The sequence below is a fragment of the Pseudoalteromonas sp. SWXJZ10B genome, assembly GCF_015864475.1.
GTDB classification, from domain to species: Bacteria; Pseudomonadota; Gammaproteobacteria; order Enterobacterales; family Alteromonadaceae; genus Pseudoalteromonas; species Pseudoalteromonas arctica.
The window spans coordinates 122393-141623 of record NZ_JADYXD010000001.1 but is presented as its reverse complement, the minus strand read 5'-3'; the positions used below and the strand labels follow the sequence as shown (position 1 = coordinate 141623).

The 19231-nt window shown below is 39.0% G+C and carries 15 protein-coding genes; 2 read left to right on the top strand and 13 right to left on the bottom strand.

Features of this window, described 5'->3' with window-relative positions; genetic code table 11:
- Positions 1 to 8: 8 nt before the first annotated feature.
- Positions 9 to 1178 carry an efflux RND transporter periplasmic adaptor subunit gene (locus I6F54_RS00620; protein ID WP_165729476.1) on the bottom strand — a complete coding sequence of 390 codons (1170 nt, stop codon included), beginning with the start codon at positions 1176 to 1178 and terminating at the stop codon, positions 9 to 11.
- Positions 1179 to 1297: 119 nt separating this feature from the next.
- Here I6F54_RS00620 and I6F54_RS00615 point away from each other — a divergent pair, with 119 nt between their 5' ends.
- A complete protein-coding gene (locus I6F54_RS00615) occupies positions 1298 to 2236 on the top strand; it encodes a LysR family transcriptional regulator (RefSeq protein WP_165729475.1) in 939 nt (312 codons plus the stop codon).
- A 10-nt stretch (positions 2237 to 2246) separates the two neighbouring features.
- On the opposite strand, the gene I6F54_RS00610 is transcribed toward I6F54_RS00615, so the two are convergent.
- The 7 genes from I6F54_RS00610 to I6F54_RS00580 form a co-directional block, all read right to left on the bottom strand.
- Positions 2247 to 3284 (bottom strand): GGDEF domain-containing protein, encoded by a 1038-nt coding sequence (locus I6F54_RS00610; RefSeq protein WP_165729474.1) that lies wholly within the window; start codon positions 3282 to 3284, stop codon positions 2247 to 2249.
- A gap of 170 nt (positions 3285 to 3454) precedes the next feature.
- Positions 3455 to 4426 (bottom strand): GTP 3',8-cyclase MoaA, encoded by a 972-nt coding sequence (gene moaA, locus I6F54_RS00605; protein WP_024593165.1) that lies wholly within the window; start codon positions 4424 to 4426, stop codon positions 3455 to 3457.
- A 186-nt stretch (positions 4427 to 4612) separates the two neighbouring features.
- A complete protein-coding gene (locus I6F54_RS00600; RefSeq protein ID WP_197139351.1) occupies positions 4613 to 6904 on the bottom strand; it encodes a xanthine dehydrogenase family protein molybdopterin-binding subunit in 2292 nt (763 codons plus the stop codon).
- A gap of 12 nt (positions 6905 to 6916) precedes the next feature.
- Positions 6917 to 7405: a (2Fe-2S)-binding protein gene (locus I6F54_RS00595; RefSeq protein WP_007582016.1), complete on the bottom strand. Its 489-nt coding sequence runs from the start codon at positions 7403 to 7405 to the stop codon at positions 6917 to 6919.
- Between the two features lie 199 nt (positions 7406 to 7604).
- Positions 7605 to 8198 carry a nucleotidyltransferase family protein gene (locus I6F54_RS00590; RefSeq protein ID WP_197139350.1) on the bottom strand — a complete coding sequence of 198 codons (594 nt, stop codon included), beginning with the start codon at positions 8196 to 8198 and terminating at the stop codon, positions 7605 to 7607.
- Positions 8192 to 9220, bottom strand: coding sequence for an XdhC family protein (locus I6F54_RS00585; protein WP_197139349.1), 1029 nt, complete (start codon positions 9218 to 9220; stop codon positions 8192 to 8194). Before I6F54_RS00585 ends, I6F54_RS00590 begins: the two co-directional genes overlap by 7 nt.
- An 85-nt stretch (positions 9221 to 9305) precedes the next feature.
- Positions 9306 to 10169 (bottom strand): DUF6279 family lipoprotein, encoded by an 864-nt coding sequence (locus I6F54_RS00580; protein WP_024593161.1) that lies wholly within the window; start codon positions 10167 to 10169, stop codon positions 9306 to 9308.
- 688 nt (positions 10170 to 10857) lie between these two features.
- Between I6F54_RS00580 and I6F54_RS00575 the strand changes: the two genes are divergently transcribed.
- Entirely contained in the window at positions 10858 to 11583 is a 726-nt protein-coding gene (locus I6F54_RS00575) for a tetratricopeptide repeat protein (RefSeq protein ID WP_007582012.1), read from the top strand.
- A gap of 130 nt (positions 11584 to 11713) precedes the next feature.
- Here the strand turns inward: I6F54_RS00575 and I6F54_RS00570 are convergent, their stop codons facing one another.
- The 5 genes from I6F54_RS00570 to I6F54_RS00550 all read right to left on the bottom strand — a co-directional run bounded on the left by I6F54_RS00570 (position 11714) and on the right by I6F54_RS00550 (position 19091).
- Complete coding sequence (locus I6F54_RS00570) at positions 11714 to 13132, bottom strand: coniferyl aldehyde dehydrogenase (RefSeq protein WP_024593160.1); 1419 nt, start codon at positions 13130 to 13132, stop codon at positions 11714 to 11716.
- A 256-nt stretch (positions 13133 to 13388) separates the two neighbouring features.
- Complete coding sequence (locus tag I6F54_RS00565; RefSeq protein WP_024593159.1) at positions 13389 to 14864, bottom strand: SLC13 family permease; 1476 nt, start codon at positions 14862 to 14864, stop codon at positions 13389 to 13391.
- Between the two features lie 8 nt (positions 14865 to 14872).
- Positions 14873 to 15829 (bottom strand): porin, encoded by a 957-nt coding sequence (locus I6F54_RS00560; RefSeq protein WP_197112693.1) that lies wholly within the window; start codon positions 15827 to 15829, stop codon positions 14873 to 14875.
- A gap of 174 nt (positions 15830 to 16003) precedes the next feature.
- On the bottom strand, positions 16004 to 17368 hold the full coding sequence (locus I6F54_RS00555) for a sigma-54-dependent transcriptional regulator (protein ID WP_197139348.1): 1365 nt from the start codon (positions 17366 to 17368) through the stop codon (positions 16004 to 16006).
- On the bottom strand, positions 17361 to 19091 hold the full coding sequence (locus tag I6F54_RS00550; RefSeq protein WP_010553936.1) for a sensor histidine kinase: 1731 nt from the start codon (positions 19089 to 19091) through the stop codon (positions 17361 to 17363). Before I6F54_RS00550 ends, I6F54_RS00555 begins: the two co-directional genes overlap by 8 nt.
- Positions 19092 to 19231 lie beyond the last annotated feature (140 nt).

The following is a 19231-nucleotide window of genomic DNA, read 5'->3' as shown; positions in this document are numbered from 1 at the left end:
AATAAACCTTATTGCTTAGCCACAAGTTGTGCGTTGTCATTTAACAATGTAAATGCCACACCACTTGTATCAATTGTTACTGTTTGCGGAGAGATTGGCATACCAGGGCCTACGCGAGCTGGGCCATTTACAGCAATAACATCACCTTCGTTAAGGCCCGATGTAACCGCACGTAAGGCACCGTAACGCTCACCTGTAGTGATAAGTTTGTATTCAAGTACGTTGTTTTCGCCAACCGTTAATACAAAACGATTTTTTAAGTCGGTACCAATTGCACGTTCTGGGATAATAATCGCGTCACTAATAGAGTTGGCTGCAAGCTTAATACGTGCAAACGAGCCTGCGCGTAATTGGTTGCTGTCTTCATTAAATACTGCACGTACGCGTAATGTACCCGTTGATGAATTAATTTGGTTATCAATAAAGTTAATGTAGCCTTTGTATGCAAAATCGCTTTGACCCACTTTTTGCATTACAACAGTTTGCTGGCTCGCAGCAGTAACATCATTAAAAGAGCTATTCCATGTGCGTTCATCAACATCAAAATAAGCGTACATTGCTTGGTTTGAAACAATTGATGTTAATACGCTTTGACCCGCAAGTATGTTATTACCTTTAGTAATATTTGCGCGAGAAATAATGCCATCAATTGGTGATACAACTGACGTAAATTCTAAATCAAGTTCTGCTGATGTAAGCTGTGCTTGAAGTGCCGAAAGCTGTGCTTCGCGTTGGCGTAGTGTTGAAGTACGCGCTTGTGCTTGCTCAGTAGAAATTGCTTTACGGTCTAATAATCGTACCGCACGTTTGTCTTCACTTTTAGCTTGCTCTAAGGCAGCTTGTGCGCTGTTGATTTGCGCTTTTAAACTAGCAACCACAGCAGCAAATGGACGAGCATCTAATTGAAATAAAACATCGCCTTCTTTAACCACATCGCCTTCTTTAAATTCAATGCTATCGATGATTCCCGATACACGCGGCATTAAAGCAACTTCTTGTGGAGACTCTAAACGAGTTGTATATGTGTGCCAGCTTTGTACTGGTTTAACAAGCACCTGTGCTACATCAATTGGTTGAAGTTGCTGTGCAGGTGCTGATTGAGCTGTGCTCTCATCGGCACAACCTGCTAGTGTTAAAGATGCCGCAGTAAGTGCAGCAGCAATTAGATGTTTGTTCATGAAGACGCTCCATTGTTGATTAGCCTCGCATAATACGGATTTAACCCGTGTTTAAAAACCATAGATTTTTAAATTCATTAATGCCAAAATGGCATCAATTAATTAGTTAAGGTGTAATAATGGATACAACAAGTCGACTTTTAATGTTACTTGAAGTGGTTGAGCAAGGCTCTTTTGCAAAAGCTGCAGAATTACGCAACATAGATCGCTCTGTTATATCTAAACAAATTAGCCGTTTAGAGGATGAGTTAGGCGTTAGGTTACTTAACCGCACAACGCGTTCGTTTTCGCTCACAGCGGCGGGCGCCGAAATGATCAAAAAAGCCGCTGAGCTTAGAGAGTTGCTCGGCGAAACAGTACGCATGGCTGAAAACTACCATTTAGAGCCACGCGGGGTGTTAAAAATCACGTCATCAACATTGATTGGCAGGCGTTATTTGCAACCTGTACTTAATGATTTCCAAAAACGCTTTCCGCAAGTAGAAGTTGAACTGCGCTTAGACGATAGATTAGTTGATATAGTTTCTGAAGGGTTTGATTTAGCATTTCGTGTTGGTGAGCCAAAAGATTCATCCCTTATTGCACGTAAAATAGCGCGTAATCGCTTACTCATTGTTGCAGCACCAGAGTATATAGACACTTATGGTATGCCCAAAACAATGGAAGATTTAGCACAATTGCCAGCAGCAAGCTACGCCAGTAACTCTATTCGGATAGATGCAATAGATTACTACAACAGTAAAGGTGAGCCCTGCGAGCAAAAAATAAAAAGTGTGTTTAGAGCAAACGATGCAGAGTCATTACTGATGAAAACATTATCGGGCACCACTTATTTTGTCGCCCCTGCATTTATTATTGGTGATGAAATATCACAGGGTAAACTAGTGCCTTTATTAACTGATGTGAAACTAATGGAGTTTAGTGCGATGTATGCCGTGTATCCGCATCGAGATTTACCGGTAAGAACTCGGTTATTTTTTGATGCTGTACGCGAACATATAGGAAAAGATAAACCAATTTGGGAAAACGGGATCCCCAATTTTGAGCAAATGTATTAAGTAACCCTGCTTAAGCAACTACCGTTTCGTAGTCATGTTCTTTTTTAAACTTACAATACACTTTATTGCGACCAAATTGTTTTGCTTTGTATAACTGTTTATCCGCTTGGTTTACAAAGCTTTCCAATGAATTAGTACTTTTAAATTTTGCGATTCCAATACTCGTTGTAATATTGATAGCAAGGCCATCAATATCAAATGTTGTATTTTCAAAACGTGCTCTTATTTGTTCTGCGGTATCTAGTGCAGCCTCTTCATTTGCAAAAGAGCTAAATAAAGCGAACTCTTCACCGCCAACTCTAAATACGTACCCTCTGCCAAGTGCAACCCTTAGTAAAGTGGCCACTTCAACAAGTACTTGGTCACCGACACCATGGCCATGCTCATCATTTATCTGCTTAAAAAAGTCTAAATCGAGTAAAAACAAATATAACTGTGACTTATCTTGTAGTTCTACTTCAAAGTAGTGGTTCATTGAAAGGCGATTACCTGCACCCGTTAATGGATCAAGTAACGCTAAATTTTTAAGGCGCTTTGAAAAATGTGAGCGGCTCCCTTCAAAAACATGAGAAATCGCCCAAATACTTAAATAAGCACAGAGTAGATTAAGGGATAAGTTAAAAGTTTCAAAGGGGGCAAATGTAGACTTACTCCCTAAAATAAACACTTGGATAACTAATAAATTTGCAGAGAAAATCACACCATATTGTTTACCTAACAACAGGTAGTACAAAATAGGTAATGCAAACGACCATACGAATACACCGTTACGAGGAGATGCTAAAGCTGTAGCTAAAATAACAATAAACGTTACAAGTGCACACATCACAACGGATTGCCAAAACTGTAGTGGACAACGTGTAAGTGAAATATAAGTAAATATACAATAAATAGAAAAACAGATTTCGATATAGCCAAGCAGTGGAAAGTTATTTACGGTTAAATTAAGCCCCGCAAATCCTACCGATAAAGAACCAAAACAAAGACACATCCCTCTAAGGACGTCTTTTCTTAATGATTTAGTGCTATTAAGAGCTGCGATATCCATTCTAATCACTCAACAAAAAATAAAAATTAAGTTTAACGGGAAAATATAATTTAACAAGCCTTGTTGATATAAAACCATGTAGATACAACCAGTTATTTACCTTTTGGGGATAATGTCGTATGTTTTAGAAACACGTTTGATACTTTAATATCACTAAGTGGCTTTAACAACTAGCCACCTAACATGGATAAATTAGTAGTAATACCTGTATTACCTTGGTGTAAAAGGTGAGTTGGTTTTTTGGTTTTAATATAACGAGATAACAATGCCATTAATTCACTGTTTGAACTGTCGTTCATATATTCTCTTAGCGAAATACCCTCTTCAGAAAACAAACACAAGTGCAGATTCCCTTTTGCTGTAACCCTCAATCGGTTACAGGTACTACAAAAGTCGTTGCTGTAAGGCATGATCAAACCAATTCTGCCTTGATAATCAGGATGAGCAAACTCTTGAGCAGGACCTGCTGATGCACTACGCGCAACTTGCTGCCAACCCGTTTGTAATAACTGAGTTTTTAAAACTTGCCCAGAAACGTGGTTAGCATCAAAAAAGGCTTTGTTGTCGTTTGTTTGCATCAATTCTATAAAGCGGATGGTAACGGGACGGTGTTTAACCCAATTTAAAAATGTATCAAACTCTTTTGCGTTGTATTGCTTCATCAGCACGCTGTTTATTTTTACCGAATCAATACCCGTTTCAAGCGCAGTATCAATGCCTTTCATTACTGAGGTAAATTTGTCATGCCCAGTAATGGTGTTAAACATACGTGAATCTAAACTATCAATGCTTACATTAATGGCGTTTAAGCCTGCATCTACCCAGTCATGAATATTCTTATGAAGAGAAAAACCATTGGTAGTCATTGCAATTTTTTTTATGCCCGCGACATCTTTTGCCGCGCGAACAACATCTATAAAATCTTTTCTAAGAGTTGGCTCTCCGCCAGTGATCCTTACTTTTTCGATTCCATGGTGTGCAAACGCTTTAAGCGTGTTGCTAATTTCATCAATTGTGAGAAAACCACGGTCTGGCCCGCCCTGATAACCATCTGGTAAACAATAAACACACTTAAAATTACATACATCAGTAATAGACAAACGTAAGTAACTAAACTCTCGCCCTGTTGGGTCGATTAGCATAAATAAACCTTAACTAATATCAACAAGTAATAACAACCTAATACCAATTTGCAATAATACTTAATCATTTAATTAAGCGAATTAGTATAAACAACGCTACTTATTGATACATAAATAATAATTACATAAATATATTTAATAACTTAAAGGAGCAGCATAAAGCATACCCCTTTAGTTATTTTTGTTTTACGCTTCTAAGCCTTTTTTAAGTTCGCTTGGCTTCATTGGTAGGTCACGTAAACGTACGCCTACTGCATTAAATACAGCATTACCAATCGCAGGAGCAACCCCTATAACGCCAGGTTCGCCTAAACCAACTGGAAACTCATCGCTTTGTAAAAATTCAATGTCAATATCTGGCACATCTTGCATTCTTAGCGGTAAATAAGTATTAAAGTTAGTCGCTGATACCTGTCCATCTTTATACGTATTTGATTCATGCAATGCAAGGCTGCTGCCCCATAGTAACGACCCTTCAATTTGCGCCAGTGCGCCATCTGGGTGAACTATTAAGCCAGCATCTACAACAACATAGAGCTTTTTCAGCGTTATTTTACCACTATCACGGTTAACATGAACATGCGCTGCGGTTGCAAGCCATGCTGGCATAGTACGTTCTTGCCCTGAACTTACAGAAAAACCAATGCCCTCATCTTTAGCTAATTTTACAGAAGCTACTTTGTCAGACACCGTTTTAAGCACATTACGTAAGCGCAGTGCTCCACCAACGCTCTCAGGTGCTTTACCTGCTTGCTTGCCTTTGCCGTCTAACATTTCAATTCTAAATTGAACTGGATCTTTGCCTTGCTTATGGGCAATTTCATCAATAAACGACTCAAGACTCCATGCAATCCAACCTGGCCCTACTGAACGTAACCAACCTGGAGTAAAGGTGCTTTGTGCAACTTCGTTATTAATAGCGCGTGCACGATGACTGCTCATGCTGTACCAATGATCAGCGCCTGATGCCGAAAATGCATCAAATTTACCTTTGCCATCAACACCCGGTGATAAAAACCCTGGTGCCATTGCTTTAGTAGGCCAACCTGCAGAAAATGCATGCTCTAAACCAGTAAAAGTACCGTTTTTATCAAACGACGCTGTCATTTTTGCAGCAGATGCAGAACGAGATTGATCGAATAAACTATCGTCTGCTCGTGTAAATACCAGCTTTACTGGTTTACCTACTGCTTTTGCGGTTAGAGCTGCAGGTACAGTCCAGTCACCAAATAATCGACGACCAAAACCACCACCTAAATAATAAGGACGAATAATTACTTTGTTTTGTTCTATTTCGAGTGCTTTAGCAAGCGCAGGTAACGTAAGTGACTGCCACTGGTTACCTGTATGAATAATCCAATTTCCGTCTTTAAATTCTGCAACCGCATTTAATGGCTCTAGCTGATAATGACTCGCTGTCGCTGTGGTATACATTGATTCTAACGACTCACTGGCGTCTGCTTGGGTTTTCTTTATATCGCCTTGATCAACAAACAAAGTACCCGATTCGCGTTGCTCGCATAATCGCTTACCTTCTTTTTGAATATCAGCTTCAGATATATTTGCCGACTCACCCTTTTTGTAACTCACCTTTAAAGCATCTACTGCTTTAATGGCACTTGGGTAACTATCAGCTAATACAACAACCCAGCCTTGCACTGTGTTACTAGGGTCTTTTAAAATTTCATAGCCTTTGTAACCTTTAATAGCTTTTGCTGCACTATCGTCAACGTTTGTTACTGTACTGCCATAGCGTGTTGGTGGAATAACTGGTCGCGCGTACAGCATGCCTTCAACTTCTACATCTATTCCGTATACTGCGGTGCCATTTGTTTTGGCTGGTATATCAAGCGCTTTAAAGTCTTGTTTAAGCCCAGTTAAATGACGTTTATTAGCAGATTTGAGTGGCAGGTTTGCAACTTCATCGCTGGTAAATGTACGATTAAACTCGCCTTTTTTAACTATGTCAGCGTAACTAACCGATTTTTCGCCTGCAATAATATAGCCCTTTTCAGCACGACATTTATCTGCAGGCACGCCGAGCATTTTAGCTCCAGCTTCTATTAATGCAATTCGACCCGCAGCACCGGCTTGAGATAATGGCTTAAAGCTTTGAAATACAGACCACGAACCACCCGTTACCATAAAGCCCCATTTTTCATGGGTATCTACGTAGGTAATTGATACTTTATCCCAATCACATTCAAGTTCATCAGCTACAATGCGCGCAAGTGCAGTACCGATATGTTGACCCATTTCAGCTTTGGCAATACTCACTTCTACGGCGCCGTCGGTGCTCATAGTCCACCAAATAGTGGGTGAAAAAGCCTGTTGCGCAATTGATTCTTTTGCACTGAGCGAACCCGAAAATAACGCAGGGGCAAACGCCATGACTAAACCTGCGCTAGCAGTGCCAATCATAAACGAGCGACGATTTAAATTAACGGTTTCGCTATTTTTTTGAAATAATTTTTTCATTATCGGCTCCAGTTAAGCGTCTTGTGCATTTGGATCAAATATATTTACTACACTTTGTGACTCATCTGCAGCGCGTTGAATAGCAGTTTTAATACGTTTATAAGCCATACAGCGACAATAGTTACCATTCATATGGCTTACTATTTCTTCATCTGAAGGACTTGGGTTAGCTGCTAGTAATGTAGCAGCTTGCATTATTTGCCCCGATTGACAGTAACCGCACTGTGGTACTTGCTCTTCAACCCATGCTTTTTGAAGTGGGTGTTCGTTATTAAGCCCTTCAATTGTAGTAATGTTTTTTCCTGCAATTGCGCCAATTGGTAAAACACATGAGCGAGTTGCTTGCCCATCTAAATGCACCGTACACGCACCACACATTGCAATACCGCAACCAAACTTCGTACCTTTTAATCCAATTTCATCACGAATAACCCATAACAATGGTGTATCTTCACTTGCGTGTGATTCAACCACCTTGCCATTAATTGTAAACGTCACCATAGCTTGCCCCTTGATTAAGCTTTATAACCCGTGTTTAAATTATTTAATTTAAACACGGGTTATAACAGTTAAGATTGTTGTAACTACTAATCCATAACACATATAGTTACCGCATCAGCTACATTAACAGCTAAATACCATAACCACTGCACTAAAGCGTTAGCGCAGCTAAAACTTATTTTGCCCTACTAATACTTTTTCACTCATTTTTAGCTATAAAATTACTTAGCTGCTTTTGAGTATCTATGTCTAAACTCGCACTACGTAAACTAATTGTATTGACTACTTCACTGCTGGAGCGCAGTAATTGCTGTGCACCTCTATCTGAAGTTAAGCTTGCAAGCTGAGATAAATCAACCGCTGGGAATATAGCGGGTACACCTAAACGCTCGCCATAGTTTGCGCACCAGCGCGATGGATTATGTGTAAAACCAGTAACTAACTCACTTAAGTGCGCTACTTTTAGCTCAACCTGATCCGCAAGCATAAATAAAATCCCATCAAAGGACTTATTTTTAAACACTGTTTGAGAAGCTATCGCGATTGAATTACCTAAACCTTGGCTCCATTGCTTGTTCTCAATGAGCTCTATGTTTTTATAACCTGCCAGTGCTTGTGATACTTCTTTATGCCATGCCCCGGTAACTACATACACCGGCGTGTCATCAAGTGCTTGAAGTGTATTTACTGCATGCTCAATCATTGTTTTGCCAAACCCGATATCAGCCGTTAATTTACAGCCGTTAAAGCGAGATGATTGACCTGCGGCTAAAACAACTTTTGCAATTAGCACGGCTCCTGCCCCCAATGGCTTAGCGATTGGGCGTTTTTGTCACACAGCACTGCATGTATTTCACTGATCAGCGATAGTGCAATACTCTCTGGCGAGTCGCCGCCTAAATTTAAACCGACAGGGCCAAAAACAGGAGACTTTATTTGTGAAACACGCGTATTTGCGTGCTCTAAAACTTGTTCACGTCTGTGCTTAGGACCCAATAACCCTATGTATTTAAAAGAAACATATTTAAATTGAGCCAACGTACTGGCGTCAAGTTCAACGCTGTGAGCCATTAAAATAGCAGCATCTACTTTATTAGTTATGCAATATTCTTTTAACTCACTCGGTGTGAAGCGCAAAATAGCATCAGCATTTTTAAAATATTGCCTTTTTGCATTGGCAGCACGTGTATCCCATACAGTTACACTCCAACCAAGTTGTTTGGCAAATGTATAAACCGGAACTGCATCGGCCCCACCACCCACAATTAATAAATGAGGCGGCGGATAAATAGAGGTTTGCAAGCACGTAGCGCCTTGTAATTCTACCAACTGCGCTTTGCGGTTCATTGATAGACCATGTAACTCATCATTTTGCGTAAATACACCACTACCGGCTGGCAAAATGGGGCTTACTTGTTGAAGGTATCGCCCTGGTTTATTCTCATTAAGTGCTTTAGATACAAGCTCTAGCTGTAAATAGTCATTAGCTTTGTGAATGGGCTGCAGTAAAATGTGTACTATGCCCCCACAACCAATGCCAAGTTGAAATGTTAAATCGTCTTCATCGGTGGCATCATAACTAATGGTTTTACTGGTTAAAGTACTCATTACTTGTTTAGCGTGGCGCTGTATGTCAGCTTCTAAACAGCCTCCCGAAAGCATCCCCAAGCGCTCGCCTAGGCTCGAAATAAGCATCATAGCCCCTAGTTTTCTGTAGCTAGAGCCTTCAATTTTGTACAAAGTAGCTAAAACCCATTCTTGGTTATCCCTATTGAGATACCAAGTGTTTAAGATACTTTTTAAATCTGTAACCATATATTGCCCTTTAAAAAGCATTTTTTGCGTTTAAAAACAAACCAGCCTAAACAGCTAATTTAAAACTTAATAATTCACGCACAATTTAGTTTTCTATTATATCGTTTAAGGTCTCAATTAACTCATCAAATTGATCATTAACGCTTTGGCGTTGTTTATCATTTAGAGTTAGGTTTAATTCGTAGAGTAAATTTATATATAAATTTAAGTTTGCTTCATTGCTTTTCAATAGTGCGTCGCTCATATAAAGTTCGCGCTCTTCAATAACTGTACTTAACTGATTTATAAATTCTTTTTTTGTAATTTCAGCATTTGTAAATACCTGTTTGGCTGCATTCAAACGGTTTTTCTTGTACTCTAACCACAGCGCTCCTGAGTCTCGATGTTGTTCATTAGTTGATTTAATCAGCGCTTTTTGTTGTTTATTAAGCTTGCCTATCCACTGCTCGTAGTATTCAAATTGCTCTTCCAAACGCTCACTTTTTCGCTCAAGCGGGGTTTGTTCGTTAAACTCTTCGCGTTCGTCGTTAATTTTTATTTGGATATTGTTTAAAAGCTCACCTCTTTGCTCACTTGATAAGGTTGCTCCAAGCTCAGCTAAAGGCAGTTTTGCGTACCCAAGTAGGTTCTGCCAATGTTGTTTTGCAAGCACAACCTGTGTTTTTAATTGTTTAGCCTCCAATGTTTGGTTAAACAATACTTTTATATTTTGTATGTCTTGTCTGTAGGCGGGTAACTGGGTAGTTCGGTGCCAATTTTGTGTTGTTGTAATTATGTTTTTTAGCTGTGTATTTTGCTTTTTATTTAAATCAACATAATCGTCAACCCAAAACGATGAAAGCCAACTCAAATTATTGTAAGTAAAAGATGCCGAACAACTACATAAAAACAACATACTTACAGCAAGGCATATCTGTTTTAGTTTTTTTGCTTTGAAATTATTAAGCATAACCTTCTCTATTATTTAGATTGTGGCAAAGCTTCAAAACTTATTTGATAATAATTATCATTTAAGCATTGACTTGCATTTAGATCTAACTGATAATCGTTCGTACAAACACAGTGTAACGACCTCAGTGCCTACGGAAGAATATTCAGCAAGGATGCTGACACATTAAAAGAAGAGCGTGCCGCTTCGTGTTATTACTTACTCGACCCAAGTAATAACATCAAATATCACATTTACTTGCTACATTGCTCATATTAGTGACGGTTAATATGACTCAAAAAAGCCCTAACGGGCTTTTTTTATTTCTTTAAATTTTCTATAAAATCTGTATCTTACACTTCTTAAACTCGTTTACTTACCTTAAAAGTCCACCGCGCTATTATTTACATTTTATACGCACGATTTGATAAGGTATCGCCTTGCGTTTGCGCTAAAGCTGGCGTAAAACATAACAGTAGACACCCTTTTTTGCATCTATTTATAATAACCGATTTAGTCTCTGCTTAAATGCATTGAGTATTAAACGTTTAAAATGCGCAAATAGTGCAAAAATTTAATAATTTAGCATTTAACTAAAGTCTGTTTACCTTTCGGGATTAAAACTTGTTCTATTTAGGCGCTATTTAATCGCGGCAAGATATACTGGCCCTAAAACCTATCGTAACTATTACTAATTGGAGACATTAATATGTCACAGTTTAATTTGAAAGCACTCGTTCTTGCTGGCGTTTTACTTGCCAGCCCTTTCGCTCATGCAACATTAGAAGATGGCATAAGAGCAGCTAACGAAGGTGAATTTGCAGTCGCCCTAAAAGAGTTTCAATACCTTGCCGATAAAGGTTTTGCACCAGGAATTTACGAACTAGCTAAATTATACGAAGGTGGATACGGTGTAACACGCGATTACCGCAAAGCAGCTGCGCTTTATCAACAAGGCGTTAAAAAGAACCATCCGGATTCAATGTTTGCGTTAGCTGTTTTATACGACGAAGGTAAAGGCGTAAAGCTTGATCACCAAATGGCTGTTACCTTATTTGAAAAAGCAGCCAATAAAAACCTGCCTGCAGCTCAGTTTAATTTAGGTGTAATGTATTCCAATGGCGTGGGCGTTACGCGAGATTATGAAGCGGCACGCAACTGGTACGAAAAAGCAGCTGCAAACAATTACTCTTTAGCACAATTCAATTTAGCCCTCATGTATTTTGAAGGGCTAGGTATGCCAAAAGATTTAGAAAAGTCATACATTTGGAATACTATCGCTGAGTACAACGGCAATATGCAAGCGAGTCATAGCCGCAAACTTGATGAGCGTAAAATGCTGCCTAAAGAAATTGAAGAAGCTAAAGAAAAGGCCGATGCCATTTATGCAAAAATACAAGTGGGTACTTATGCTGGCGAAGGTCGCTTATTTTAAAGTTGAAGAGTTTAAGACCTTAGTTTGAAACTAATCTAAAAAGGCTGAATTACATAACGTAATTCAGCCTTTTTAATATCTTGATTTAGCAAGTTCAAAATCTATTCAACTTTACAAAATCAACATACTCTTATTTTATGTAAAGCCACTTTAGTAGCTTAATAAGAAGTTTGCTTTGTTTTAGCAGCATAACAATACGAGGATTAAACGAGCCCGATACTAACGTGTTTTTAGCATGGCTAAACGTTAAAAACCCTTCTATGCCATGATAATGCCCCATTCCTGAATGCCCTACACCACCGAAAGGGGCATCGTCAGCAGTTACTTGCACTAACGTATCGTTTATCGCCACAGTGCCACTGATTGTTTGCTTCATAATATATTCTTGAGCGTGCTTATCTTGCCCTAAAATATAAAGCGCTAACGGGTGATGATGTGCTTTAATGTAATCAATTACAGTGTCGAGCTTTTCATAACTCATTATTGGTAATATTGGACCAAACAACTCGTCTTGCATAAGCTGCATGTCGTCAGTAACTTGAGTAACGATATGAAGCCCCATACGATGCTTTTCTGCATCTTGTTGATTTTGTTCAAGTGGCTTGATGATGCTTGCGCCAAGCTCTTGTGCTTGCTCTAAGTAACTTGCTAAACGTTGATAGTGTGCATCACTAATAATAGAGGTTAAGTTTTTACCTTCAACACCCTCTTTAAAATGCTTTTTATATAGCTCACATAACTGCTGAATAAGTTGATGCTCAAGCGCTTTGGGTACAAATACGTAATCGGGTGCTACACATATTTGCCCTGCGTTGGCCATCTTGCCAAATAGTAAAGCTTGCGCCGCTTTTTTAATATCGGCATTTTGAGTAATAATAACTGGCGATTTACCACCGAGCTCAAGCGTTACGGGTGTTAAATTACGACTAGCCGAAGCCATTACTAACTTACCTACGGCCGTTGAGCCCGTAAATAATAAATGAGCAAATGGGAGAGATGAAAACTGCGCGGCTACGTCGCTACCGCCTTGTATTATTTTGCAATGCGTTTGCATGTCGTCTTTAAATATTTTTTCGATAACGACGTTTGTGTGAGGTGTAAACTCGCTTAATTTGAGCATGACTCTATTACCGGCAGCTATGGCGGTAAGCACAGGTACTAACGCTAGCTGAATTGGGTAATTCCACGGTGCAATAATACCGACTACACCCTTGGGCTGGTAATTAACACTGACTTTTGAAGGCCACAAACTTAAACCCACAGAGCGATTACTTGGCTTTGCCCATTTTGGTAGCTTTTTGATAATGTGCGCGAGTGTTTGAACCGTAGGTAATATATCGCCAAGTAGAGTATCGAAAGCGGTTCTGTAACCAAAGTCTTTTGAAGCAGCATCCACTAGCTCTTGCTCAAGTTCAACAATACGTACACGGAGTTTTTTTAATAAAACGAGACGTTTATCAATTGGCAAGTAAGGTGTTTCGAGAAAGCTTTTTTGCAATTCATCAAATTGAGGAATTAAAGGCATTGCCTGTGATGTGTCGGTGCTCAAAATAGATTACTCAATTTTTAAAGTTACCGCAGACTATAACCTTGTTCTGTTTTTCGAGCAATAACACTAATTTGCTTGAAAGCGTAATATATAACTTGAGTTTTTAAGGGTAAATCTACCCTAAGCAACTCTTTTGAACACTAATGGCGTGAATTTAACTGAAATAGATTAGATATAAAGAGTAGCTTTGCTTTAAGTTATAACTTTAAACAAAACTACTCTGATATAGGTTGGTTGGAACTAATTTAGTACAGTTTTAAAAGCCAAATACTTGCGCTGCGATAGTCATTGTCACTAGCGTAATTAATACAATGGCGACAATATTTAGCACAAAGCCGGCTCTTATCATGTCGCGCATTTGAATTTGCCCTGAGCCAAACACAATAGCGTTTGGTGGTGTCGCTACCGGCATCATAAACGCACAACTACACGCTATAGCTGCAGGAATAACCCAAACTAAAGGCGAACCTGTTATAGACTCTGCAACGGGTCCTAACAAAGGAAGAAAGCCAGCTGCAGTCGCTGTATTGCTAGTGATCTCAGTTAAAAATGTAATTAATGCCACAACAACAAGTACACTCATAACAAGTGGAATGGCACTAGCGCCTTCAATTAGGTGAGCAATAAATTCAGCAAGCCCTGATGACTTAATTTGAGATGCAAGTGTAAGCCCGCCACCAAATAATAATAAAACGCCCCACGGCACTTTAGCTGCGCTTTCCCAATCAAGAATACGTTCGTCACTGCCTTTGTTTGCAGGCAAAACAAATAGTAATAATGCAGCGGCAATCGCAATACCCGTATCAGAAATTTTAAGCCCTGTTATGTCGCCAAGTATAGGTCTAAATATCCAACACAGTGCTGCTAAAACAAACACAAATAACACGCCTTTTTCGGCACGTTGCATTATACCTAGGCTTTTTAGCTGCGTTGAAAACACCGCTTTTGTATCAATTTTTTGATCGTTTTTAACATTAGCATCTACTTTATACGCAAATTTGGTAAGCCAAACCCAACTAATAATAAGCATACTTAAAGACAGTGGTACGCCTACAATCATCCACTGAGCAAAGCCTATTTCAATTTGGTAACTGTCAGATAGGTATGCAGCCATTAATGCATTAGGCGGTGTACCAATTAAAGTAGCAATACCACCAATGCTTGCACCATAAGCAATTGATAGTAGCAATGCTTTGCCAAACCCTTCATTACTTGGGTCTGATTGCTTAACCAAATTGGTAATTGAAAGTGCAATAGGTAGCATCATTACGGCTGTTGCGGTATTAGACATCCACATCGACAAAAATGCAGTTACAAGCATCATTGCTAAAATTTGCAAACTTGGCTTTTTACCCGCATATAACATGGTGCTAAGCGCTATACGTTTATGTAACCCCCATCGCTCCATAGCGATAGAGATTAAAAATCCGCCTAAAAATAAAAATATTAGTGGGTGCGCATACGGTGCAGCCACACTTTTTATGGCTTCTATATCAGCAAGTGGTGATATTACCAAAGGGAGCAAAGCTGTAGCAGGAATTGGCACTACTTCACTTACCCACCACGATGCCATCCAAAATGCTAAGCCTGCTGTTTTAAATGCAGCAACCGACATACCCTCAGGTGGGTTTACTAGACAGGTAAGCAACATAACGCTTGGGCCCAGTAATAGCCAAAACCATTGCATACTCTGTTTTTTAGGAGAATTGTTTTTTAAAATTTGTTGAGTCATTACTTTTCCTAAAATTTATATTTAAGGCCAAGAGCAACACTGCTGTCGTCTTGTTCTTCTAAATTAAGATCGGTATATAAAAGATAAGCTGTAGTTTGCTTATCAAATACATAATCAAGGCCTGTGCTCCATTGCGTTGCCTCAGATGCTTGACGAAGAGTTGAGTCATCTTTAGCAAATTGAATTTTTGGCACCCACTTATCAAGTGTATAACTGGCACTTAATACGTAACCATTGCCCGACTTACTGCCATCTACTGATTCTGAATGCTGGTACAGCGCACCAAGTTGTAATTGTTCGAACTTATAAACACCGGCAATTCTACTTGCAGTAATATTATTAAGTGAATCAACATGGCTTAACGATAAGTAATATGAAGTACTTTTTAAATTACGATCACCATAAATAAGCGTAGCAGCAAAGCCTGCTTTATCGTCTTTATTGTCATCTTTTGGCGCATAAGTAAACGAAAACTGCGTATTATGCCAATAGTTTGAGGTGTAAGTTATAGTATCACCGAGGCGGTCTTGGCCTGCTATAACCTGTGCCATATCGGCTTGAGTTTCGTTAAAGTTATCGAGTTTACCTTCAGAATATTTAAAACGAGTGTCGTTACGACCTACAACAACTTCACCAAACGCGCCTTTTAAACCTAAATAAGTATTACGTGCAGTAAAAGGCTCTTGCGTATCATCTTCTTCAAAACCTTTAACTTGTACCTCATATTTAAAAACAGCACTTAAATATTCGTTAAGTTTATGATCGCCCTTAATACCAATACGCGAGTATGGCGCTTCAATTTGAGTACCCTCTTCGGCATAACGCATTATGCCCGTATCAGTACTGGCAATTTGTACTTCAGCTTTACCGTATACAGCGTACTCTGCAGCAAAAGATGTGTGTGAAAATGTAGCTAAGCAACCATAGGATAGAAATAAAATACAGGTGTGTGTAGTTTTTGTCATCGTGTGCCCTAATTATTAGAATCTACTTGTTGTAGCGCTAATAAGGCAACTTTACTGCCAAGTGTATAAAAGCAATCTATTTCAATAACTTACTAAAACAAATCGTTTGATTTAAATAAAAACGTGTGAATTACCACACATAAGAAAGTAGGTCCTGTCACCAAACCCACACATTTAGTCAGTAAACATATCTCTATTAAGATTGTATTTACTCATTTTATCGTAAAGTGTTTTACGAGCAATTTGCAGTGTTTCCATGGTGTTTTTAATACTGCCGTGGTTTTGCTCAAGCGCGTACTCAATAAGTGACTGCTCATAAAAAGAGACTTTTTCAGATAAACTTAAATCGGGAGATAAGCCACCTAATTGTTGTGTTTTAACTTCAGCAAAGGCAAGTTCGGCACCAAGTAATACAGCTCGCTCTGCTTGATTTCTTAGCTCTCTCACATTGCCCGGCCAGTCATGGGCAACTAACCGCTGTTGTATTTCGTAATTTACTGCTGCCGGCGGCTTATGATAGCGAGTTGCAGCAATAGAGCTAAAGTGTTTAAACAAAAGTAATATGTCAGCTTTTCGCTCTCGTAATGGCGGAATATTAACGTTAACCAAACTAAGTCTGTAGTATAAATCAGCTCTAAAATCACCCTTTTCAACTAACGCAAGTAAGTCTACTTTTGTAGCTGCAACAATTCTGATGTCTAAATCAATTGCTTTGTTATCGCCTACAGGTGTTACTTTTCGCTCTTCTAATACGCGTAATAACTTAACTTGCAGTGCCATTGGAGTGCTTTCTATTTCATCTAAAAAGACCGTACCACCTTGTGCATATTCAAACTTACCTTTTCGACTTTGAGTAGCCCCTGTATAGGCACCACTTGCTGAACCAAACAATTCGCTTTCTATTAACTGCTCTGGTACTGCGCCACAATTAATAGCAACAAAATTACAGCTAGAGCGATTACTCTGATCGTGTAGATACCGCGCTACAAGTTCTTTACCTGTGCCAGTTTCACCTTCAATCATTACATCGGTTGGGGTATCTATAATTGTGTTTAATAAGTGCATCATGTGTTGCATTTTAGGTGTGTCACCTAGTATGCGTACACCTGGGGCTGAGGTTTTCTGTACAGCCACTTTTAATGCGCGGTTCTCCATAACAAGGCTTCGTTTGTCGCACGCTCGTGCTATGCAATCAAGAAGATGTTCGTTAACTGGTTTTTCAAATAAATCATACGCACCTAATTGCATCGCTTTAACTGCTATCGATACATCAGCGTAACCAGTTAAAAATATTACAGGGAGCTCACTATCAAAAGCCGTTATTTGCTCTAAAAGCGTTAAGCCATCCATGTTCGGCATATTTATATCGCTCAGCACAACTCCAGCAAAGCGCCTATTGAGTTTGCTAAGGGCGGTACTTGCGTCATTAAAGCACTCAACGGTGTATCCTTCGAGAGTGAGCAATTGCTTTAAAGAGTCTCTGATCATTGCTTCATCATCAATGACTATTATGTGATTACATGGGGAGCTATCAATCATCTTTATTTTCCTGCCTGTTAGAGAGGCTAATTATAAATTCAGCCCCGCCTTCAACTCGATTGTGCGCGCTCAAACAACCATTAAACGAATCTATTATTTGTTTTGATATAGATAAACCAAGGCCTAAACCTTTACTTGATTTAGTACTATAAAAAGGTTCAAATAAATTACCAAATGCATGTTGCTCAATACCAGAGCCAGTATCTAAAATCGACAGTTTTACTCGCTCTTCAAAACACTCCAGCTGAAAACTTAAGTTACGAATAATTGCGCCATTCATAGCTTGGCTAGCATTAGTAATTAAATTAACGAGTACTTGTTCAAATTTAAGCGAATCGACCCACACAACGACTGTTTCATCAAACTGAGGTGGCTCTACTTGTACGTTATCTTGCTTTAACTGCGCGCTAGAAATCATTAATGCGTTATTAACAAGCCCTGCAAGAGGGTAAGGTCTGAGCTGCATTTTTGAAGGTTTACTAAAATGCTTTAACTGACCTACAATTTGGTGCACTCGATTAACTAATCCCTCAATCACTACTAAGCTTTCACCAAGTGCTGAAGTATTTCCTTTAGCTAATAAACGCTTTGCCGAAGCTAAATAAGTATTAATAGCACTGAGCGGCTGGTTTATTTCGTGGTTGATTCCTGCACTTAGCTGTCCTATTGTCGCAAGCTTTGCAGACTGCACTAAAGCCGTTTGTACTTTTTCCAAAGCCTGAGTGCGCTCAAGGACTTCAAGTTCAAGGCTATGTCTGGAGTACACCAGCTTTTTATAGCCCGCAAACCGAGTTAATAAAATATAACTAATAATAATAACTAAGCTACAGATAATAAATACCCAAAATAAGCGAGGCAGTTGAGCTGAATTAACTTTTGTTATATCAACGAGTACGTTCATTGTGGCATTAAAATATCGTAAAGGTCTTTGCGACATTACGTAAAGTTTTTTATCTATTTTTAAATGTTTAATACCTTCATTAGAAAATTGAAACTGCTTTATATACAAAGGCTGATGATCTAAATAAGCCCGACGAGATTTAATATCTCTGCGCATAGTTATATCAAGTTCAGTGAAGCTGTTTAATCGCCACGTTTGCATATCTGACATTGCAATTACCTCATCTGCAAGCTGCAAAAAAAAGTGACTACCCTTTGAAGTATTTAGAAGCTCTCTGTCATCCTCAAATTTACTTACATTCACTTTTAACACAACAACACCAATGGCTTTATTGTCGCGATATACTGCTTGTGAAAAGTAAATACCACGCTCTTTAGAGCGCATGCCTAATGCAAAGTACGCTACTTTTTCGCCTGCAAATGCACGTTTGAAATAAGGTCTAAACGCAAAGTTGCTACCTAAAAAAGTATAATCTGCTTGCCAATTACTACTGGCAATAACTTCGCCTTGAGTATTTAGAACAAAAATATCCGAGGCACCGCTGGCTTGTTGAATATCAGCAAGGTAGTTATTAATAGCGTTATAGTGCTGTGGCTGCGCATCTACAAAGTCTATCATTAACGAGTTATAGGTAAGTAATTGGGGAATAGCAGAAAAACGAGCAAGCTCAGTATCAATATAGTTATTTAATTGCGTAACTTGGCGCTCAGCCTGGTAGGTTGCTTGCTCAACATCATGAGAGCGACCAAGCCAAAACGTAACAACTAATATAAGTACGAGTAACACACAAACAGTAATGATTTTTTTAGAAAAAGAAAACATGAAGAACTCGCAAAAAATAGCCAAGAAAATTTTAGGGCGCTAGTGTAACGGCTAATCTCTAGCAGAGATATAAACTTTTTGTTAACAACAGTTTTAAAGTGTTTAAAAACAAAAATCGCCGTAAACAACTATGTTTACAG